This window comes from Pseudomonas sp. 3JA, assembly GCF_036961705.1.
Lineage (GTDB): Bacteria > Pseudomonadota > Gammaproteobacteria > Pseudomonadales > Pseudomonadaceae > Aquipseudomonas > Aquipseudomonas fluorescens_Q.
Map to the genome: position 1 here is coordinate 20,987 of NZ_JBAMDJ010000022.1, position 17,720 is coordinate 38,706.

Here is a 17,720-nt window from a genome sequence, read left to right on the forward strand (position 1 = left end):
TCATGACTATCCTCGTAATCGCCGAACACGATAACAAGGCGCTGGCTCCGGCCACGCTGAACACTGTTGCTGCTGCCGCTAAAATCGGTGGCGACATTCACGTGCTGGTAGCTGGCCAGGGTGCTGGCGCCGTGGCTGAAGCTGCTGCGAAAATCGCGGGCGTAGCCAAAGTGCTGTCGGCTGACAACGCTGCCTACGCGCACCAATTGCCGGAAAACGTTGCGCCGCTGGTAGCCGAGCTGGGCAAGGGCTACAGCCACATTCTGGCGGCCGCCACGTCCAACGGCAAAAACATCCTGCCGCGCGTGGCTGCTGCACTGGACGTCGACCAGATCTCCGAGATCATCTCGGTCGAAAGCGCCGACACCTTCAAGCGTCCGATCTACGCGGGCAACGCCATTGCCACCGTGCAATCGACCGCTGCGGTCAAGGTCATCACCGTCCGCGCCACCGGTTTCGACCCGGTTGCCGCCGAAGGTGGCTCGGCTGCCGTTGAAGCGCTAGGCGCTGCCCACGACGCCGGCATCTCCAGCTTCGTCAACGAAGAACTGGCCAAGTCCGACCGTCCTGAACTGACCGCTGCCAAGATCGTCGTTTCCGGCGGCCGTGGCATGCAGAACGGCGATAACTTCAAGCACCTGTACGCCCTGGCCGACAAGCTGGGCGCGGCGGTCGGCGCTTCCCGCGCGGCGGTCGACGCAGGCTTCGTGCCCAACGACATGCAGGTCGGCCAGACCGGCAAGATCGTTGCGCCACAGCTGTACATCGCCGTCGGTATCTCCGGCGCGATCCAGCACCTGGCGGGCATGAAAGACTCCAAAGTGATTGTTGCGATCAACAAGGACGAAGAGGCGCCGATCTTCCAGGTGGCCGACTATGGCCTGGTGGCGGACCTGTTCGAAGCCATCCCTGAGCTGGAGAAGCTGGTCTAATCCGGCGTCTTCACTTATAAAGAGCCCGGCCCTTTGGCCGGGCTTTTTATTTCTGCCTCAGAGGAGCGTATTGCCATGGATCTGCGTCGTTTGGCCGGCTGGCCGTTGCTGTGGACGTTGGCGCTCGTGCCAGGCCTGTCTGTCGCCGCCGGCAAATGTGAACGACTGATCGCTACCGGTAGCCCGGATGCGCCGCCCTATCTCTGGCAGGACCCTCAAGACCCCAAGCACTTGATTGGCGCCAGTGCCGACCTGCTGGCGCACGTCGCGCAAGAACTGGGGATCAAGATCGAACTGCTGTATGCCGGCAAGCGCGCCCAGGCGTTGGACGAAGTGCGCAGCGGACGCATGGACCTGCTCACCGACGCGCCACTGACCGTTACCGGGCTTGAAGTGCTGGATTACGTTCATCCGCCCTTGCTCGAAAACGATTACCTGGTCTGGACCCGCAAGGACTCGACGCTGGTCATCAACCAGCCCGCGGACCTTCACGGTCATCCCGGGGCCTTGTCGGAAAAGGCCCGTATGACCCAGGGATTTGGCGTCTTTGCCGAGCAGAAATTGTCCCTGGTGCGCACGCCCAACCTGACCCAGGCCTTTCAGAAACTGCTGCTGGGCGAGGTGGAATATGTCCTGGCGGGGCGCTATTCGGGCCTGGCGATGGCGCAGACACTGGGGATGGCCAACGATCTGCAAGCCGCACCGCAACCGGTGGACAAACCCGGGCTGTTCCTCGCGGTTTCCCATAACTCCGCCTGCAATGACCCATGGTTACGCGGACAGCTGGCGCAAAAGATGACAGAATTGGCCGCGTCCGGTCTGACGGAGGCTGTGTTGCAGCGCAATCTCGAGCGTTGGAAAACACAGTTGCAGCCACCTGTCAGTGCCCCAAAACAGTAGGGAACATTAGTGACTATTCGACCTCTTTTCGCTGCCCTGGCCGTTCTGGCTCTGGCGGGCTGCGCAGCCGATCCGGCGCCGAATGAACAGATCCGCCTGACCGAACAGGCACTGGAGCAAGCGCGGGCCGTTGGCGCTACTGCCGACGAAGTGCCCGAATTGAAACTGGCTGAAGAAAAATTCGCTCGCGCCAAATCCAACATGGCCGACGAATCCTACAAGAAGGCGCGCATGCGGGCCGAACAGGCCGAACTCGACGCCCGCCTGGCCGAAGCGAAGGTGCTGACCCTCAAGAGCCAGGAGCAACTGAACGTGCTCGACACCCGCATCAAGCGCTTGCGCAAACAGCTGAGGGAGGATGCCCAATGAAGCACTCCCACGTATTGGGCAGCCTGGTCCTCGCCGGCCTGGCCAGCTTGTATGGCTGCGCCGGCCAACGCAGCGAAGCGGCGCTCGAGCAGGCCAGCACCGATTTCCAGAAGGTCAAGGAAGACGCCAACGTGTTGCGTGCCGCGCCCCGGGACGTGATTCGCGCTGGTGAATCCCTGGCCCGTGCCGATCGTTTGTCCAGCTACTGGGGCAGCGGCGAAGATGTGCAGCATTACGCCTACCTGAGCCAGCGCTACAGTGCGATCGCCCGGGAGCACAGCAATCAGGTGCTCAACGAAGAGCGCGCGGCGAAGCTCGAACTGGAGCGCCAGCGCCTGCAACTGGCCCTGCGCGAATCCAAGTTGCTGAGTGTGCAGCAGCAGGGCAAATGGCTCGAAGAACAGATCATGGCGATGGCGACCACCCAGACCGATCGCGGCCTGGTGATGACCCTGGGCGACGTGCTGTTCGACACCGGCGAAGCGGAACTGAAAAACTCGGCCAACCGGGTGGTGCTCAAGATTGTGCAGTTCTTACAGCTCAATCCCAAGCGCGTGGTGCGTATCGAGGGGTACACCGACAGCACGGGCGGCAAGCAGGAAAACCTCAAGCTGTCTCGCGATCGCGCGCAAGCGGTCGCGGATGTGCTGGTGGACCTTGGGGTTGATGAAAAGCGCATCCAGGTCGAAGGCTACGGCGATGAATACCCGGTGGACGTCAATGCTTCCGAGCGCGGCCGGGCACAGAACCGTCGCGTTGAAATTGTGTTCTCTGACGAAAAAGGCCAGCTCGGCGCCGCCCGCTAAGGGTTGCGTCACTGGAAAACCCGGCCCCTGTAGAAGGCGCCGGGTTTTTTTGGCCCTGCAATCGATGCGCGATGAGTACAGTTAGAGCTGTCACTCCACTGTACTGTCGAGTAATCTGGCAACTGTCCCAGTACACTTCTAAACTGTTCCGGTATCGTTTCCGACAAGAATAAAATGCCCGTGAAATCGAGTGCTGCGTCATGACCAACCTTCTGCTCTATCAACGTATTGCTCAACAGCTGGCTGAAGACATCCGGCGCGGTGTGTATCAGCCCGGTGAACGCGTGCCTTCGGTGCGCAAGATGAGCTCGCAGCTCAACGTCAGCCATGCCACGGTGCTGCAGGCCTACGCCAACCTTGAAGACCAGGGGCTGATCCGCGCGCGGCCGCAGTCGGGCTACTACGTGCACCAGACGCCGGCCCTGACGGCACCGACGCCGGACATTGCCCGGGTCGAGCGTCCGGGGCTGGTGACGCGCAGCAGCATCATTCAGCAAGTATTGGTCGAGTCGCGCCGCGAAGGGGTGTTTCCCCTGGGCGCGGCGGTCCCGAGCGTCGACTATCTGCCTGTCCGGGCCCTGCATCAGCAATTGGCCAAGGTCACACGCTTCCACAGCCCGCGGGCGTTCAGCTACATGTTCAGCCCGGGTTTCGAGCCGTTGCGCCGCCAAGTGGCGATTCGCATGCGCGATGCCGGCGTCGTGGTGGACCCTTCCGAGGTGGTGATCACCCACGGCTGCGTCGATGCGTTGCAGATGTCCTTGCGGGTGCTGACGCGGCCCGGGGACTTGATCGCCGCTGAGTCGCCGACCTATTACGGCTTGCTGCAACTGGCGGATCTGTTGGGCCTCAAGGTCATCGAGATCCCCAGCGACCCGGTCACCGGTATGAGCCTGGAGGCCTTGCAGTTGGCGGCCAACCAATGGTCGATCAAGGCGCTGGTGCTGACCACGCGCCTGAGCAATCCTCTTGGCGGCACCATGCCGGAAGAGCGGCAAAAGCAACTGCTGCGCCTGGCGTCGGACTTCGACATCCAGATCGTCGAGGACGATATCTATGGCGAGTTGATGTTCGAGCAGGGGCGCACCAAGGCCCTCAAGGCCTACGACCGGCTGGACCGGGTCATCTACTGCTCGAGTTTTTCCAAGACGTTGTCGCCGGGTGTGCGCATCGGTTGGATGATCGCGGGGAAATTCCAGCAGGAAATCCAGCGGCTCCAGACCTTCAGTACGCATTCGGCGTGCAGCGTCACGCAGATGGGCATTGCCGCGTACCTGGAAAACGGCGGCTATGACCGGCACTTGCGCTATATCCGGCAGGAGTACCGCAAGAACCTCAGTGCCTTTCAGCTGGCGGTGCAGCAGTACTTTCCCGAAGGCACGCAGATGAGCCGTCCCACTGGAGGCTTCATCCTGTGGGTCAGCCTGCCGGGGCGGGTCAATACCCAGGAGTTGCATGTGCGGGCGTTGCAACAAGGCATCAGCATCGCGCCAGGGCTGATTTTCAGTAACACCGAGCAGTTCAACCACTGCATTCGCTTGAACTGCGGCACTCCTTGGAACCGTGAGGCAGAGCGGGCCTTGATGACGCTGGGGCTGTTGGCCACTCAATTGTGCCAGGAGACGGCCAACGGATTTCTTTAGACGTCAGTGGCTTAGCTCGATGTGCTTGTCAGCGCCTCATTATCAGGCGAGCATGGGGGTCTCTGCCGTCAATGCTGTTGTATCTATGAAAGCCATTGTTCCTGCTGCCTGGGTTTTGATCGGCCTGTTGAGCGTCTTCCACATGGGAGGCGTAGTCGCGGCAGCGCCGGCGCAGGAAAAACCGGCCGCCAGTGCCACGAAGGATGCGCCGAAAAAAACCACGGCGGCCAGGAAGCCTTCGGTCAAGAAGGTGGCACCGGCGAAGAAAAAACGCGCGCCCATCGCCTCCAAGAGCAAATCCGCCCACGAGGTCGCCAAGACCCCATTACCGCCGGCCAAGCTGGATTTGAGCTTGCCCCATGAGATGGTCGATCAACTGCAACCAGCGGGTAAGGGGGTGCAGTTCAAGCGTGAACCCCTCTTGCCGTCGATGTTCGGCGAGAAACCCGGGCCGTTTCAGCTCAATGGCCGTTTGTTGAGCAATGAAATGCAGCTGCCACTGCGCAACCAGGAGCGCAATGAGGTGGAAGGTGCAGCACTGGATTTCGAATTCAAGCAATAAACCTTCGACAGGCCTGCAGTTCGTCGCTGACCATTCGGTCATCCCGTCGTGGGCAAAAAAACACGCAGACGGTAATTTAAAACGAGTGTTTTAGCCGTTACTCTGTGTTCTGTTACTAACCATTACCTGTCCTGAGGATGTTGTCGTCATGAAATGCCGTGAAGGCTGTGGCGCCTGTTGCATCGCCCCTTCCATCAGCTCACCTATCCCTGGCATGCCCCAAGGCAAGCCGGCGGGAGAACGTTGCGTGCAATTGTCGGTCGATAACCTGTGCCGGATCTTCGGTCTGCCGGAGCGTCCGGCGGTGTGCTCGGCGTTCGAAGCCGACATCGAGGTTTGCGGCAGCAGCAGTGAAGAGGCCATCCGGCTGATCGGTTGGTGGGAGCAAATCACGGCAGCGTAATGAGTCAATGAACGGATCCTAACTGAACGAACTTGGACAATAAGGAAAAGAACTATGGGTTCGCTGCATCGTATGGCTGTGTTGTGTGGGTTGACCGTGTTGCTGGCAACGGCCACCGCTCAGGCAGAGGATTGGCAGGTTGCCAAGGAGAAAGACGGTATCAAGGTTTCCCTCAGTGAGGTGGCGGGCTCCAAATACAAGGCCTATCGCGGCGTGACGGTGATGAAAACCACCATGGCCAAGCTTCGGACCCTGCAGGAAGACGTTCCCGGTGCCTGCGCCTGGATTCATGAATGCAAGAGCCAGAAACTGCTCAAGCACGAAGGCAATCAGAGCTGGACCTACACTCAGTTCAACACGCCATGGCCCGTGACGTCCCGGGACTCGGTACTGGAAGTCACCACCGAGGAGGGCGCCGATGGCAGCCTGACCCGCAAGCTCAAGGGGGTGCCGAAATACCTGCCCGAAGAGCAAGGTTTCGTGCGAGTGACCCAGGTCGACGGCTTCTGGAAGTTCACGCCAAAGGGCGCTGGCCAGATCGAAGTGACCTACCAGGTCCACACCGAACCAGGGGGTGACGTGCCGTCCTGGCTGGCGAACAAGTTCGTGGTGGATGCACCGTTCAATACTTTGAAAGCCTTGAAGGAACGCGCCGAAAACTGATCGGCCACGGCTTCATACCCAGAGACCGCCCCAGAGGCGGTCTTTTCATGGGTGCCGTCCAGACGCCCGGCGGAACGATTGTCCGGACTTCAATGTCGAGATAAAGGTAAGCCAGGCCCTGAATTGATCAAGGAGACACCGATGCAAAAGTGGGAAATCACTTTCGTGGATGATCATGGCGAAGCCATCGCCGAGCAGTTCGACTACGAGCAGGAGCCTACGATGGAGCAGGCTGCACAACTGATTCGCGAAAAATTGCTGCCCGTTTCCGCCCAACTGGACCTCAACGACCTGGAAGGTCGCACTGAAGATCCCACCGTCAAGAACCTCAAGTCCCAGCACAGTATCGAAATCATCAGCATTACACCGATTTCATGAAACGGTGCCTGGTCTCGCTTGGCAGCGGCTGCCACTTGCGGCTACTCTGCAATTGAGATCAGCGAAAGGATCGCCAAGGTCCGGTCTTGTCAGCTACATGCTTGTGTCCCGGCGGCCATTTGATGCCGTACCGCTTGCAGCCTGAGGGCTTCACGCACGGGAAGACGGAAAGTCTATCCATTGGTTTCAGGAGGACGTTTCATGAGCACAGCCTATCAAGAAGACATCAGCACCAGCGTGTTGCGCCGCATGAAAGAAGGCGGTTTCGATTTTTCCCGATTCCATCCCATTGAGTTCTACGCCATTTTCCCGGACGAGGAGCGGGCGCGCAGGGCGGCAGGTCATTTTCGGGGAGAATCGTTGAACGCGCAGATCAGTGCACGGGACGATGGGGCTTGGTCGTTGGAACTGAGCCGGGTGATGTACGCCACTTACGATGACATTGGCGACTTCGAGCAAGACTTTGAGGCAGTCGTCGAACCCTTGGGTGGTGTGATCGAGGGCTGGGGTGTCAAGCAAGAGATCCGGCGCCTGCAGGCCTGACAGTCACTCACCGCAACCACAGCAACGGCTGACCTTTGTGTCGGCCGTTTTCATGTCTGTGAGCTAACGAGAGTCCCTGTGGGAGCCGATCTTGCTCGCGATGGCGGCTGCACGATCAACATCATTACCCGCTGACACACCACAATCACTTCCCCAGGTTTTGTACTTAACTGTATCCAGATCAAGTCGCGTCGTTTTTCCGAGACTATGCTCAGCAGAGCGACGCCCCTGCGTCGCAATGAAGCGGGGGCAGCGGGGTGGGGGCATTTGTTGCACTAGAAAAGTGCGCGGGCTGTCAGGGGAGAATCCAACCCGTTGATCATAAAGCGTTTATGCCGATGGCACGGGGCTTGCGAAGCCTTGCTGCCAGGGTGACAAGGAGTACGGCATGATCCGCAGCGGTTTTGATGAAATGTACGATGCCAACGGCCAGGTCCGCCCGCATTACCAGGCGTTTGCCCGCTGGCTGGCTGAAACGCCTGGTGAGCTGCTGGCGCAACGCAGGCGCGAAGCCGACCTGTTGTTTCATCGTGCAGGCATTACGTTTACGCTCTACGGGGACGAGCAGGGGACCGAGCGCCTGATCCCTTTCGACACAATTCCGCGCAGCATCCCGGCCAGTGAATGGCGGGTGGTCGAACGCGGCTGCATCCAGCGGGTCAAGGCGCTGAACATGTTCCTGGCCGACCTCTACCACGAACAACGGATCATCCGGGCCGGCATCATTCCCGCCGAACAGGTGCTGGTCAACGAGCAGTACCAACTGGCGATGCAGGGGCTTGATCTGCACCGCGACATCTATGCCCACATTTGTGGTGTCGATCTGGTTCGCGACGGTGACGGCACGTACTACGTGCTCGAAGACAATCTTCGTACGCCCAGCGGCGTCAGCTACATGCTCGAAGACCGCAAGATGATGATGCGCCTGTTCCCCGAACTGTTCGCCGCCCAGCGCATCGCCCCCATCGATCATTATCCGAACCTGCTGCTCGACACCCTGAAAAGCGCCAGTCCGCTGGACGATCCCAGTGTCGTGGTGCTCACGCCGGGGCGTTTCAACAGCGCGTTCTTCGAGCACGCGTTCCTGGCCCGAGAGATGGGCGTGGAGTTGGTGGAAGGCGCCGACCTGTTCGTGCGCGATGACAAAGTGTTCATGCGCACCACCGACGGCCCGAAAGCGGTGGATGTGATCTACCGTCGCCTCGACGACGCGTTCCTCGATCCGCTGGCCTTCAACCCGGACTCGATGCTCGGGGTGCCGGGCCTGTTGTCCTCCTACCGTTCCGGCAACGTGGTGCTGGCCAACGCCATCGGCACGGGCGTGGCGGACGACAAGTCGGTGTACCCCTTCGTCACCGACATGATCCGTTTCTACCTGGATGAAGAGCCGATTCTGAAGAACGTCCCTACATGGCAATGTCGTAATCCTGCTGAACTTTCCCACGTGCTGGCGAATCTTCCCGACCTGGTGGTCAAGGAAACCCAGGGTTCCGGCGGTTACGGAATGCTGGTGGGGCCGGCCGCGACGACGGCGCAGATCGATGCCTTCCGCGAGCGGATCAAGGCCAAGCCGCACGCCTATATCGCTCAGCCGACGCTGTCGCTCTCGACCTGCCCGACCTTTGTCGAAAACGGCATCGCCCCGCGCCACATCGACTTGCGGCCGTTTGTGCTGTCGGGGCGCGAGACCCGCGTGGTGCCTGGTGGGCTGACGCGGGTGGCGCTGCGCGAAGGCTCCCTGGTGGTGAATTCATCCCAGGGCGGTGGGACCAAGGATACTTGGGTAGTCGAGGATTGAGGAGCTGCCATGCTGAGTAGAACCGCCTCGGACCTGTACTGGATGTCGCGCTACCTGGAGCGCGCGGAAAACCTCGCACGGATGCTCGACGTCAGCTATTCGTTGTCACTGATGCCCCAGGACGGGCGTGGCGATGGCTTGCACGAGCTGGCCATGCCATTGCTGATCACCGGCACGCTGGATGATTACCGGGAGCGACACGCCGATCTGCACGCCGAGCGCCTGCTGCATTTCTTTGCCCTTGAAGCGGCCAACCCGGCCAGTATCTACAGCTGCCTTGGCGCCGCGCGAGCCAGTGCCCACGCGGTACGTGGGCGAATCACCGCCGACATGTGGGAGAACATCAACGCCACCTGGCTGGAAATTCGCGGTATCGCCGAGCAAGGCTTGAATCGCTACGGCATGAGCCGTTTCTGTGAGTGGATCAAGGAGCGATCCCACCTGTTTCGCGGCGCCACCTACGGCACCATCATGCGCAACGACGCGTTCCGCTTCATTCGCCTGGGGACCTTCATCGAAAGGGCCGACAACACCCTGCGCTTGCTCGACGCCCGCTACGAAATGGCCGGTGACCAGGCCGACACGGTCAGCGATGGCACGGCCCACGCCTATTACCAATGGAGCGCCTTGTTGCGGGCCTTGTCGTCCTTCGAGGCTTATACCGAGATCTACCGTGACGCCCCGGGCGCTCGCCATGTGGCTGAGTTGCTGCTGTTGCGCGCCGATGTGCCGCGTTCGCTGCGCGCCTGCACCGAAGAAATCAACCAGATCCTCGCGAGCCTGCCGGGCACCAACGGTCGGCAGGCACAACGGCTGGCGGCGGAAATGGACGCACGCCTGCGCTACACCGGCATCAATGAAATCCTCGACGGGGGCCTGCACGCCTGGCTTACCGAATTCATCCCACTGGTCCGTGAACTGGGCAATGCCATTCACAGTTCCTACCTGGAGGTCATATGAGACTCTCGATCAGCCATGAAACGGCCTACCACTATGAAGATCAGGTGCGCGCCAGCATTCAGTACCTGCGCCTGACGCCCCACGACAGCGAACGCCAGCATGTGCTGAGCTGGCAACTGGATTTGCCCCGGCCGGTGCGTGCGCAGTTGGACCCGTTCGGCAATATCCTTCACGTACTGACCCTGGACGAACCCCACGAAACAATCATCATCGGTGCCCGCGGACAGGTGGATATCGATCCGTTGCGCGAAGCCGAGCACGAGAGCCAATCGGCGCTGCCGTTCCTGCGCTTCACCCGGCTAACGGAAGCGGACGAAGCCCTTCGAGCCTTCGCCGCGCAGCAATGCCAGCAGCGTCGTGATCGCTCGGCGCTGATCGACCTGATGCACGGGCTGAACCAGCACATGATCTACACCCCAGGCACCACTGAGGTGGAGACCAGTGCGGCCCAGGCTTTTGCCGGTCGTAGCGGGGTGTGCCAGGATCACACCCACGCCTTCCTGGCCTGCGCCCGTAGCCTGGGGGTGCCGGCGCGGTATGTCTCGGGGTATCTGTTCAGCGAAGAGAGCGAACACCTGGCAAGCCATGCCTGGGCGGAGGCCTGGCTTGACGACGCCTGGTACAGCTTCGACGTGACCAACCAACTGGCCCGTCCGGAGCGCCACCTGAAGCTGGCCGTGGGCCTGGATTACCTGGACGCCTGCCCGGTACGTGGCATGCGTCGTGGCGGCGGTTGCGAGCAGATGCATGCCAAGCTGGTCGTGCCACCGGCGCCGGTGATCACGGTGCAACAACAATAACCTTCCAACGAGGGCGCTTTTGTGGCGAGGGAGCTTGCTCCCGCTCGAGTGCGAAGCGCTCGCAAGCTTTTTAAGGGGCTGCTGCGCAGCCCAGCGGGAGCAAGCTCCCTCGCCACAAAAAAAGCAATCTCACGGGGCCAATGGCTGCTTGCGTCCCGCCATATGCTTCAAATAACCCACCAGCAAATCCAGCTCGGAATCCGGCAGCACCGCAGCCGAGAACCCGGGCATCTTGCCCTGGGGCCAGCGACGCAGCGCTTGCGGGTCGCGAATGTAGTGCTTGAGGAAATCCCCGGAGAAGTATTCGGTCGGGTTGAAGGGAATGTTCAGGTCAGGGCCGAACTGTGCATCGCCTGCGCCATTGAGCCGGTGGCATGCCAGGCAATTTTTCTGGAACAGTTCGAAACCTTTATTGACCGGGTCGTCCTTGGCCAGGCTGGGCGCCGGCAGTAGGGCAGGGAAGCGTTCGGCCACGGCCGACAGGCGCTTGATGGTCGCCACCGCGTAGGGCCATTGCTCCGGGCTGATGTGGCCAGCCTGCGGATCGGTCCAGACCAGATAGAAAGGCCCGGCACTGTGCTTGCCTTCCCCCAGCGACGGCCATGGCTTGGCCGGGTCCTCGATCGCCAGCCAGGCCCGGGCCCCGCTCTTGTTGAGTAACGGCGCCGCAGGCATTTCGGCAGCGAAGCCGTCCAGGGCAACGGCTTGCAGGTGGTCGTTCGCTTGGACGCCCGTCAATAGTGCCGTCAGCGGCACGGCTCGATAGCTCATCGGTTTCTTGTAGGAAACGTCATCAGCGATCTGGACCGTTTGAACGTCCGGATGCTTGAGCAGTTCTTCGGTTTGCCAGGTGCGCGTGCCCGCGCCCAACTCCAGCACCAGTTGAGCGGCATGAAGGGGCGTGCTGAGCAGCAACGCCCCGAACACAATAAGAGCTTTCAAGTCGATCGCCTTCCATGTCGAGGGGATGCCGCAAAGGTTGGCACAGCCATCGCGGCTCGAACAGAGAACCCGTCACATTTTTTGGCGACACAACTAATGGATGATGCAGATGCCCTCGCGCAGGAATCAGCCAATCACCTTGGTGATATTCGGCAAAATCAACAGCAGCGTCGTGGCAAAGAGAATGAGTCCGGCTTGGCGAACTTTCGAATGTTTGAACATGGCTGACCCGCCTTTATTGTTATTTCCTAAAAGCCAGCCTGCATATCCATGGCGGCTGGCATTGCACTTCCTGTTCGACAAGCGCCTCGGCAAAACCCGACGACTTTCTTGTACAAGGATTACATTAGGGGCCGCGGCGGCCTTGGCTTAGATCCAATTCGTATCAGCTTGGTACAGGTTGCTCTAAAAAAGGAATGAGGCCTATTGCCACCTTCCTGTCGGCCCTTTTGCTAGACAGCTTGCCCTCCTGAATCGGTTAACCCGATAGCTCGCTACCGTTCGTCTGAGCGTGGCCGTCAACGCCATTGAGCACTGCGGTCATTGAATCCGGCGCCGCTGGGCTTATGGTTGAAGGCATCGCATTACCCCGTGGTTTCGAGGACGTCATGACCCAAGCTTTGATTTTCGACGCATTACGCACGCCCCGCGGCAAGGGCAAGGCCGATGGCGCCTTGCACAGCGTCAAGCCGGTGAACCTGATGGGTGGCCTGCTCAGCGCTTTGCAGCAGCGCATGGATCTGGACACCAGCCAGGTCGATGACATCGTGCTCGGTTGCGTGACCCCGGTAGGTGAGCAGGGGGCCGATATCGCCAAGACCGCCGCGCTGGTGGCCAATTGGGATGTCAGCGTGGCAGGCGTGCAACTCAATCGGTTTTGCGCCTCGGGCCTGGAGGCGGTGAACCTGGCGGCGATGAAAGTGCGTTCCGGGTTCGAAGACCTGGTGGTGGCCGGCGGCGTCGAATCCATGTCCCGGGTGCCCATGGGCAGCGATGGCGGCGCGTGGGCGCTGGACCCGCAAGCCAACCTGCACGGTCACTTCGTTCCCCAGGGCATCGGCGCCGACTTGATCGCCACGCTGGAAGGCTTTAGCCGTGAGGATGTCGACGGTTATGCGCTGCACTCCCAGCAAAAAGCAGCGCGTGCCCGGGCTGACGGTTCGTTCAATAAATCCCTGGTCGCCGTGCGGGACCAGAATGGCATCGTGCTGCTGGACCACGACGAGTTCATCCGCGCCGACTCCACGCTCGAAGGCCTGGGCAAGCTCAAGCCAAGCTTCGAGGCCATAGGCCAGATGGGGTTCGATGGCACGGCGTTGCGCGTCTATAGCCATGTCGAACGAATTCATCACGTGCACACGCCGGGCAACAGTTCCGGCATCGTCGATGGCGCGGCGCTGATGTTGATCGGTTCCGAAGCCAAGGGGCGCGCCATGGGCCTGCAACCCCGGGCGCGGATCGTCGCCACCGCTGTCACCAGTACCGACCCGACCATCATGCTCACCGGTCCGGCGCCGGCTACCCGCAAGGCCCTGGCCAAGGCCGGGTTGCGGGTGGAGGATATTGACCTGTTCGAAGTCAATGAAGCCTTCGCCTCGGTGGTGCTCAAGTTCATCAAGGACATGGCCATCGACCCTGCCAAGGTCAACGTCAACGGTGGCTCCATCGCCATGGGGCATCCCTTGGGCGCCACGGGGTGCGCAATTCTCGGTACGTTGCTCGACGAATTGGAGGTGCGTCGCCTGCGTTATGGCCTGGCGACCCTGTGTGTCGGCGGCGGCATGGGCATTGCCACCGTCATTGAACGCCTCTGAGCCCCGACTTCAAGGAACACTTTTTCATGACCGATGCCATCCGTTACGAAACTGGCCAGGACCGGATCGTCGTCCTGACCCTGGACATGCCGGGCCAGAGCGCCAACACCATGAACGCGGTGTACCGTGAGGCCATGGCCGCCTGTGTCGCCCGTTTGCAGGCTGAAAAGGACTCGATTGCCGGTGTGATCATCACCTCGGCCAAGCACACCTTCTTCGCGGGTGGTGACCTCAATGAATTGATCACGGTCGGCAAGCCCGAGGCCAAGGCTTTCTACGACAGGGTCCTGCTGCTCAAGGCCCAACTGCGTACTTTGGAGACCCTGGGTAAACCCGTGGTGGCGGCCATCAATGGCGCGGCCCTCGGCGGTGGTTGGGAAATCTGCCTGGCCTGCCATCATCGTGTGGCCCTGGACCTGCCGTCGGTGCAGCTCGGCCTGCCGGAGGTCACGCTCGGCCTGTTGCCGGGTGGTGGCGGGGTGGTGCGGATGGTGCGCCTGCTCGGTTTGGAAAAGGCCTTGCCGTATCTGCTCGAGGGCAAGAAGGTCAATGCGCAACAAGCACTGCAGGCCGGTCTGATCGATGAGCTGGCGAAGGATCGTGATGAACTGCTGGCCAAATCCCGGGCCTGGATTCTTGCCAACCCCAGCGTCATCCAACCCTGGGATGCAAAGGGCTATCGACTCCCGGGTGGCACGCCGTCTGATCCGAAAGTTGCGCAAATGCTGGCAATCGCCCCTTCGATCCTGCGCAACAAGACCCAGGGTTGCCTGCCAGCACCGGAGAAAATCCTCTGCGCAGCGGTGGAGGGCGCCCAGGTTGATTTCGACACCGCGCACCTGATCGAAACCCGCTACTTCACTGAACTGACCACCGGCCAGGTGGCGAAGAACCTGATTGGCACCTTCTGGTTCCAGCTCAACGAGATCAAGGCCGGTGGTTCTCGCCCACAGGGTCTTGCGCCTTATCTGACGAAAAAAGTCGGCGTGCTCGGCGCAGGCATGATGGGGGCGGGTATCGCCTATGTCAGCGCCGTGGCCGGCATCGCGGTGGTACTCAAGGATGTCGATCTGGCGGCGGCCGAGAAGGGCAAGGCCCGTTCGGCGGCGTTGCTGGATAAAAAGGTCGCCCGCGGCCAACTCACCGCCGAGCAGCGCGAAGCCACGCTGGCGCGGATTCACCCCACCGACAGCAACGCAGACCTGGCCGGTTGCGACCTGGTCATCGAAGCGGTGTTTGAAGATCGCGCCCTGAAAGCCAGCGTGTCGGCCGCCGCCCAGGCGGTGGTGGGCGATGATGCGGTGATCGCTTCCAACACCTCGACCTTGCCTATCACCGGCCTGGCCCTGGCTGTACCGGACCCGACGAAGTTCATCGGCCTGCACTTCTTCAGCCCGGTGGAAAAAATGCCCCTGGTGGAGATCATCAAGGGGGCGCGTACCAGTGACGCGACTTTGGCTCGGGGTTTCGATTTTGTCCTGCAGATCAACAAGACGCCGATTGTGGTCAACGACAGTCGCGGTTTCTTCACATCGCGGGTGTTCGGCACCTTTACCAATGAGGGCATCGCCATGCTCGGCGAGGGCGTGAGCGCGCCGATGATCGAGACCGAAGCGCGCAAGGCCGGGATGCCGGTCGGGCCTCTGGCGATCTCTGACGAAGTTTCCCTCAGCCTGATGAGCCATATCCGCGCGCAAACCGCCAAGGACCTGCACGCAGAAGGGAAGATGCCGATTGAGCACCCGGCATTCGCCGTGATTGACTTGCTGCTCAACGAGTACAAGCGGTCGGGCAAGGCCGCCGGTGCCGGTTTTTATGAATACCCGGCCAACGGGCAAAAGTACCTGTGGCCACAGCTGAAGAGCCGCTTCGAGAAAACCGATGGGCAGATTTCCCCGCAGGATATCCGGGATCGCCTGCTGTTCATCCAGGCCCTGGAAACCGTGCGATGCATGGAGGAGGGAGTGCTGACTTCGACGGCCGACGCCAACATCGGCTCGATCTTCGGCATCGGCTTCGCTGCCTGGACCGGCGGTGCGCTGCAGTTCATCAACCAATACGGCCTGCAAGACTTTGTCGGTCGCGCCCAGTATCTGGCCGAGCAATACGGCGAGCGCTTCTCCCCGCCGGCCTTGTTGTTGGAGAAAGCCGCCCGCCACGAACTGTTCTGACAGACCGGGGAAGGGCTTGCCTTGGAACCATGTTTCAAGGCAGGCTCTGGGGTGTGCAATATTCCCATCATCGTGTCAGGTATTTTTTATGTCGCTACGCATCTGCATTCTGGAAACCGATATCCTGCGTCCGGAACTGGTCGACCAATATCAGGGTTACGGGCAGATGTTCCAGCGCCTGTTTTCGCAGCAGCCCATTGCGGCCGAATTTGTTGTGTACAACGTGATGGAGGGGCATTACCCCAGCGATGACGAGCAGTTCGACGCTTATCTGGTGACTGGCAGCAAGGCTGATTCCTTCGGCACCGACCCTTGGATTCAAACCCTCAAGACCTACCTGCTGGCGCGCTATAAGCGCGGCGATAAATTGCTCGGTGTGTGCTTTGGTCACCAACTGCTGGCGTTGTTGCTGGGCGGTAAGACCGAGCGCGCCACCCAAGGCTGGGGCGTCGGCACCCATCGCTACAAACTCGCCGCCAAGGCGCCTTGGATGAGCCCGGTGATGGAAGAATTGACCTTGCTGATCAGCCATCAGGACCAGGTCACCGAATTGCCCGAAAGCGCGACGGTCATCGCCTCCAGCGATTTCTGCCCGTTCGCCGCCTACCACATCAACGACCAGGTGCTGTGCTTCCAGGGCCACCCAGAGTTCATCCACGATTATTCCCGGGCCTTGCTGGAGATTCGCCAGCAGCACCTCGGCGAGCAGATCTATAGCCAGGGTGTGGCGAGCCTTGCCCACGAGCACCACGGCACTACGGTGGCGGAGTGGATGATGCGTTTCGTCGCGCACAAGCCGCAGGCCGAAGCCACCCAAGGCTAACGATCACCCCTCATGTGGGAGCGAGCTTGCTCGCGATAGCGGTGGATCAGTTGGCCTGATGCTGGATGTGCCAGGTCATCGCGAGCTTGCTCGCGATGAATCTCGCACACATTCCAGCGAAGAACGCTCGCCTACAACCATCCCGAGCGCTTGAAGCTCCACCACAGCGACGAGCATCCCACCGCAATAACTCCTAGCACCGCGAAATAGCCGTATTGCCAACTCAGCTCCGGCATGTCCTGAAAGTTCATCCCATAGATCCCGGCCACAGCCGTGGGAAACGCCAGGATCGCCGCCCAAGCTGCAAACTTGCGCTGCACCACGCTCTGGCGCGACGCTTCGAGCAACACGCCGACTTCGATGGTCTGGCTGGCGATGTCGGCCAGGGTTGTCAGGTCTTCCATTTGCCGGGTGACATGAATCTGCACGTCGCGGAAGTACGGGCTCATGTTCTTGTCGATGAAGGGGAAGTCCAGTCGCTGCAACTCTTCACTGATCTCCACCATTGGCGCCGCATAACGGCGCAGGCGCAATACGTCGCGGCGCAAGCTGTGCAGGTTCTGGATATCCCGTTCGTTCAGGGAACTGCACATGACATTGTGTTCCAGCTCATCGATTTCGGCGTGGATGGCCTCACCCATTGGTTGGTAGTTTTCAATCACGAAATCAAGGATGGCATAGAGGACGAAATCTTCCCCGTGTTTCAGCAAAAGCGGACGCGCCTCACAGCGCTGTCGGACGTGGGCGTAGGACGCGGAGTGGCCGTTGCGAGCCGTGATGATGTAGCCCTTGCCGGCAAAGATATGGGTTTCGATGAACTGCAGCTTGCCGTCCTTGCGTATCGGCGAATACGTGACGATAAACAGCGCATCGCCAAAGGTCTCCAGCTTGGGACGGCTGTGTTTCTCCATGGCGTCTTCGATTGCCAATTCGTGCAGGTTGAATTGACGCTGCAGGTTGGTCAGCTCCAGGGCGCTGGGCTCTTCGAGACCGATCCATACAAAATGACCAGGTTTGGCAGCCCAGGTGCTGCCTTCGTCGAGGGTGATATTGGTGACTTTCTTACCGGCGCTGTAGACCGCAGCAGCAACGACTCTACCCATAATGTGGTTCACTTCTTATTGGAAATGGCAGTGACAGGCGGCGTCCAGCTTAACGCGCCCTGTAGCTTGAGAGTCAGCAAAATCTGCGGAGTTCGGCAGCAAAAGAAAAC

18 protein-coding genes are annotated in these 17,720 nt (G+C 60.6%); 16 read left to right on the top strand and 2 right to left on the bottom strand.

Going from position 1 to position 17,720, the window contains the following annotated elements; genetic code table 11:
- The first annotated feature begins 2 nt into the window (after positions 1–2).
- The 13 genes from V7773_RS17780 (at position 3) to V7773_RS17840 (ending at position 10,757) form a co-directional block, all read left to right on the top strand.
- The gene (locus V7773_RS17780) at positions 3–932 is read left to right on the top strand and encodes an electron transfer flavoprotein subunit alpha/FixB family protein (protein WP_336074298.1); all 930 of its coding nucleotides are present in this window, start codon (positions 3–5) and stop codon (positions 930–932) included.
- Between the two features lie 75 nt (positions 933–1,007).
- On the top strand, positions 1,008–1,832 hold the full coding sequence (locus tag V7773_RS17785) for a substrate-binding periplasmic protein (RefSeq protein ID WP_336074299.1): 825 nt from the start codon (positions 1,008–1,010) through the stop codon (positions 1,830–1,832).
- A 9-nt stretch (positions 1,833–1,841) separates the two neighbouring features.
- Complete coding sequence (locus tag V7773_RS17790) at positions 1,842–2,201, top strand: DUF4398 domain-containing protein (protein ID WP_003204190.1); 360 nt, start codon at positions 1,842–1,844, stop codon at positions 2,199–2,201.
- The gene (locus V7773_RS17795; RefSeq protein ID WP_336074300.1) at positions 2,198–3,007 is read left to right on the top strand and encodes an OmpA family protein; all 810 of its coding nucleotides are present in this window, start codon (positions 2,198–2,200) and stop codon (positions 3,005–3,007) included. The genes V7773_RS17790 and V7773_RS17795 overlap by 4 nt, the downstream gene beginning before the upstream one ends.
- A 200-nt stretch (positions 3,008–3,207) precedes the next feature.
- Positions 3,208–4,650 carry an aminotransferase-like domain-containing protein gene (locus V7773_RS17800; RefSeq protein ID WP_014339472.1) on the top strand — a complete coding sequence of 481 codons (1,443 nt, stop codon included), beginning with the start codon at positions 3,208–3,210 and terminating at the stop codon, positions 4,648–4,650.
- An 85-nt stretch (positions 4,651–4,735) separates the two neighbouring features.
- Positions 4,736–5,212 carry a translation initiation factor 2 gene (locus V7773_RS17805; RefSeq protein WP_336074301.1) on the top strand — a complete coding sequence of 159 codons (477 nt, stop codon included), beginning with the start codon at positions 4,736–4,738 and terminating at the stop codon, positions 5,210–5,212.
- A 148-nt stretch (positions 5,213–5,360) separates the two neighbouring features.
- Positions 5,361–5,615 carry a YkgJ family cysteine cluster protein gene (locus V7773_RS17810; RefSeq protein WP_063324943.1) on the top strand — a complete coding sequence of 85 codons (255 nt, stop codon included), beginning with the start codon at positions 5,361–5,363 and terminating at the stop codon, positions 5,613–5,615.
- Positions 5,616–5,669: 54 nt separating this feature from the next.
- Positions 5,670–6,278 (top strand): START domain-containing protein, encoded by a 609-nt coding sequence (locus V7773_RS17815; RefSeq protein ID WP_092147196.1) that lies wholly within the window; start codon positions 5,670–5,672, stop codon positions 6,276–6,278.
- 141 nt (positions 6,279–6,419) lie between these two features.
- Positions 6,420–6,656: a hypothetical protein gene (locus V7773_RS17820; RefSeq protein ID WP_057452053.1), complete on the top strand. Its 237-nt coding sequence runs from the start codon at positions 6,420–6,422 to the stop codon at positions 6,654–6,656.
- A 201-nt stretch (positions 6,657–6,857) separates the two neighbouring features.
- Positions 6,858–7,199 carry a ribonuclease E inhibitor RraB gene (locus tag V7773_RS17825; RefSeq protein ID WP_003179463.1) on the top strand — a complete coding sequence of 114 codons (342 nt, stop codon included), beginning with the start codon at positions 6,858–6,860 and terminating at the stop codon, positions 7,197–7,199.
- A gap of 388 nt (positions 7,200–7,587) precedes the next feature.
- Positions 7,588–8,997 carry a circularly permuted type 2 ATP-grasp protein gene (locus V7773_RS17830; protein WP_063324945.1) on the top strand — a complete coding sequence of 470 codons (1,410 nt, stop codon included), beginning with the start codon at positions 7,588–7,590 and terminating at the stop codon, positions 8,995–8,997.
- Between the two features lie 9 nt (positions 8,998–9,006).
- Positions 9,007–9,957 carry an alpha-E domain-containing protein gene (locus V7773_RS17835; protein WP_063324946.1) on the top strand — a complete coding sequence of 317 codons (951 nt, stop codon included), beginning with the start codon at positions 9,007–9,009 and terminating at the stop codon, positions 9,955–9,957.
- Complete coding sequence (locus tag V7773_RS17840) at positions 9,954–10,757, top strand: transglutaminase family protein (protein ID WP_063324947.1); 804 nt, start codon at positions 9,954–9,956, stop codon at positions 10,755–10,757. Before V7773_RS17835 ends, V7773_RS17840 begins: the two co-directional genes overlap by 4 nt.
- A gap of 129 nt (positions 10,758–10,886) precedes the next feature.
- On the opposite strand, the gene V7773_RS17845 is transcribed toward V7773_RS17840, so the two are convergent.
- Positions 10,887–11,699 carry a c-type cytochrome gene (locus V7773_RS17845; RefSeq protein ID WP_092147202.1) on the bottom strand — a complete coding sequence of 271 codons (813 nt, stop codon included), beginning with the start codon at positions 11,697–11,699 and terminating at the stop codon, positions 10,887–10,889.
- A 608-nt stretch (positions 11,700–12,307) separates the two neighbouring features.
- Here V7773_RS17845 and V7773_RS17850 point away from each other — a divergent pair.
- The 3 genes from V7773_RS17850 (at position 12,308) to V7773_RS17860 (ending at position 16,507) form a co-directional block, all read left to right on the top strand.
- A complete protein-coding gene (locus tag V7773_RS17850) occupies positions 12,308–13,513 on the top strand; it encodes an acetyl-CoA C-acetyltransferase (RefSeq protein WP_336074302.1) in 1,206 nt (401 codons plus the stop codon).
- Positions 13,514–13,539: 26 nt separating this feature from the next.
- On the top strand, positions 13,540–15,684 hold the full coding sequence (locus tag V7773_RS17855) for a 3-hydroxyacyl-CoA dehydrogenase NAD-binding domain-containing protein (protein ID WP_336074303.1): 2,145 nt from the start codon (positions 13,540–13,542) through the stop codon (positions 15,682–15,684).
- Positions 15,685–15,772: 88 nt separating this feature from the next.
- Positions 15,773–16,507 carry an amidotransferase gene (locus V7773_RS17860; RefSeq protein ID WP_336074304.1) on the top strand — a complete coding sequence of 245 codons (735 nt, stop codon included), beginning with the start codon at positions 15,773–15,775 and terminating at the stop codon, positions 16,505–16,507.
- Positions 16,508–16,638: 131 nt separating this feature from the next.
- Here V7773_RS17860 and V7773_RS17865 read toward each other — a convergent pair whose 3' ends face one another.
- Positions 16,639–17,610 carry a magnesium and cobalt transport protein CorA gene (locus V7773_RS17865; protein ID WP_063324951.1) on the bottom strand — a complete coding sequence of 324 codons (972 nt, stop codon included), beginning with the start codon at positions 17,608–17,610 and terminating at the stop codon, positions 16,639–16,641.
- Between the last annotated feature and the right edge of the window lie 110 nt (positions 17,611–17,720).

What these genes read in the sequence shown, in the direction of transcription:
- V7773_RS17780 (WP_336074298.1), top strand. Translation starts at nt 3, where the DNA reads ATGACTATCCTCGTAATCGCCGAACACGATAACAAGGCGCTGGCTCCG.
- V7773_RS17785 (WP_336074299.1), top strand. Translation starts at nt 1,008, where the DNA reads ATGGATCTGCGTCGTTTGGCCGGCTGGCCGTTGCTGTGGACGTTGGCG.
- V7773_RS17795 (WP_336074300.1), top strand. Translation starts at nt 2,198, where the DNA reads ATGAAGCACTCCCACGTATTGGGCAGCCTGGTCCTCGCCGGCCTGGCC.
- V7773_RS17800 (WP_014339472.1), top strand. Translation starts at nt 3,208, where the DNA reads ATGACCAACCTTCTGCTCTATCAACGTATTGCTCAACAGCTGGCTGAA.
- V7773_RS17805 (WP_336074301.1), top strand. Translation starts at nt 4,736, where the DNA reads ATGAAAGCCATTGTTCCTGCTGCCTGGGTTTTGATCGGCCTGTTGAGC.
- V7773_RS17810 (WP_063324943.1), top strand. Translation starts at nt 5,361, where the DNA reads ATGAAATGCCGTGAAGGCTGTGGCGCCTGTTGCATCGCCCCTTCCATC.
- V7773_RS17815 (WP_092147196.1), top strand. Translation starts at nt 5,670, where the DNA reads ATGGGTTCGCTGCATCGTATGGCTGTGTTGTGTGGGTTGACCGTGTTG.
- V7773_RS17820 (WP_057452053.1), top strand. Translation starts at nt 6,420, where the DNA reads ATGCAAAAGTGGGAAATCACTTTCGTGGATGATCATGGCGAAGCCATC.
- V7773_RS17825 (WP_003179463.1), top strand. Translation starts at nt 6,858, where the DNA reads ATGAGCACAGCCTATCAAGAAGACATCAGCACCAGCGTGTTGCGCCGC.
- V7773_RS17830 (WP_063324945.1), top strand. Translation starts at nt 7,588, where the DNA reads ATGATCCGCAGCGGTTTTGATGAAATGTACGATGCCAACGGCCAGGTC.
- V7773_RS17835 (WP_063324946.1), top strand. Translation starts at nt 9,007, where the DNA reads ATGCTGAGTAGAACCGCCTCGGACCTGTACTGGATGTCGCGCTACCTG.
- V7773_RS17840 (WP_063324947.1), top strand. Translation starts at nt 9,954, where the DNA reads ATGAGACTCTCGATCAGCCATGAAACGGCCTACCACTATGAAGATCAG.
- V7773_RS17850 (WP_336074302.1), top strand. Translation starts at nt 12,308, where the DNA reads ATGACCCAAGCTTTGATTTTCGACGCATTACGCACGCCCCGCGGCAAG.
- V7773_RS17855 (WP_336074303.1), top strand. Translation starts at nt 13,540, where the DNA reads ATGACCGATGCCATCCGTTACGAAACTGGCCAGGACCGGATCGTCGTC.
- V7773_RS17860 (WP_336074304.1), top strand. Translation starts at nt 15,773, where the DNA reads ATGTCGCTACGCATCTGCATTCTGGAAACCGATATCCTGCGTCCGGAA.
- V7773_RS17865 (WP_063324951.1), bottom strand. Translation starts at nt 17,610, where the DNA reads ATGGGTAGAGTCGTTGCTGCTGCGGTCTACAGCGCCGGTAAGAAAGTC.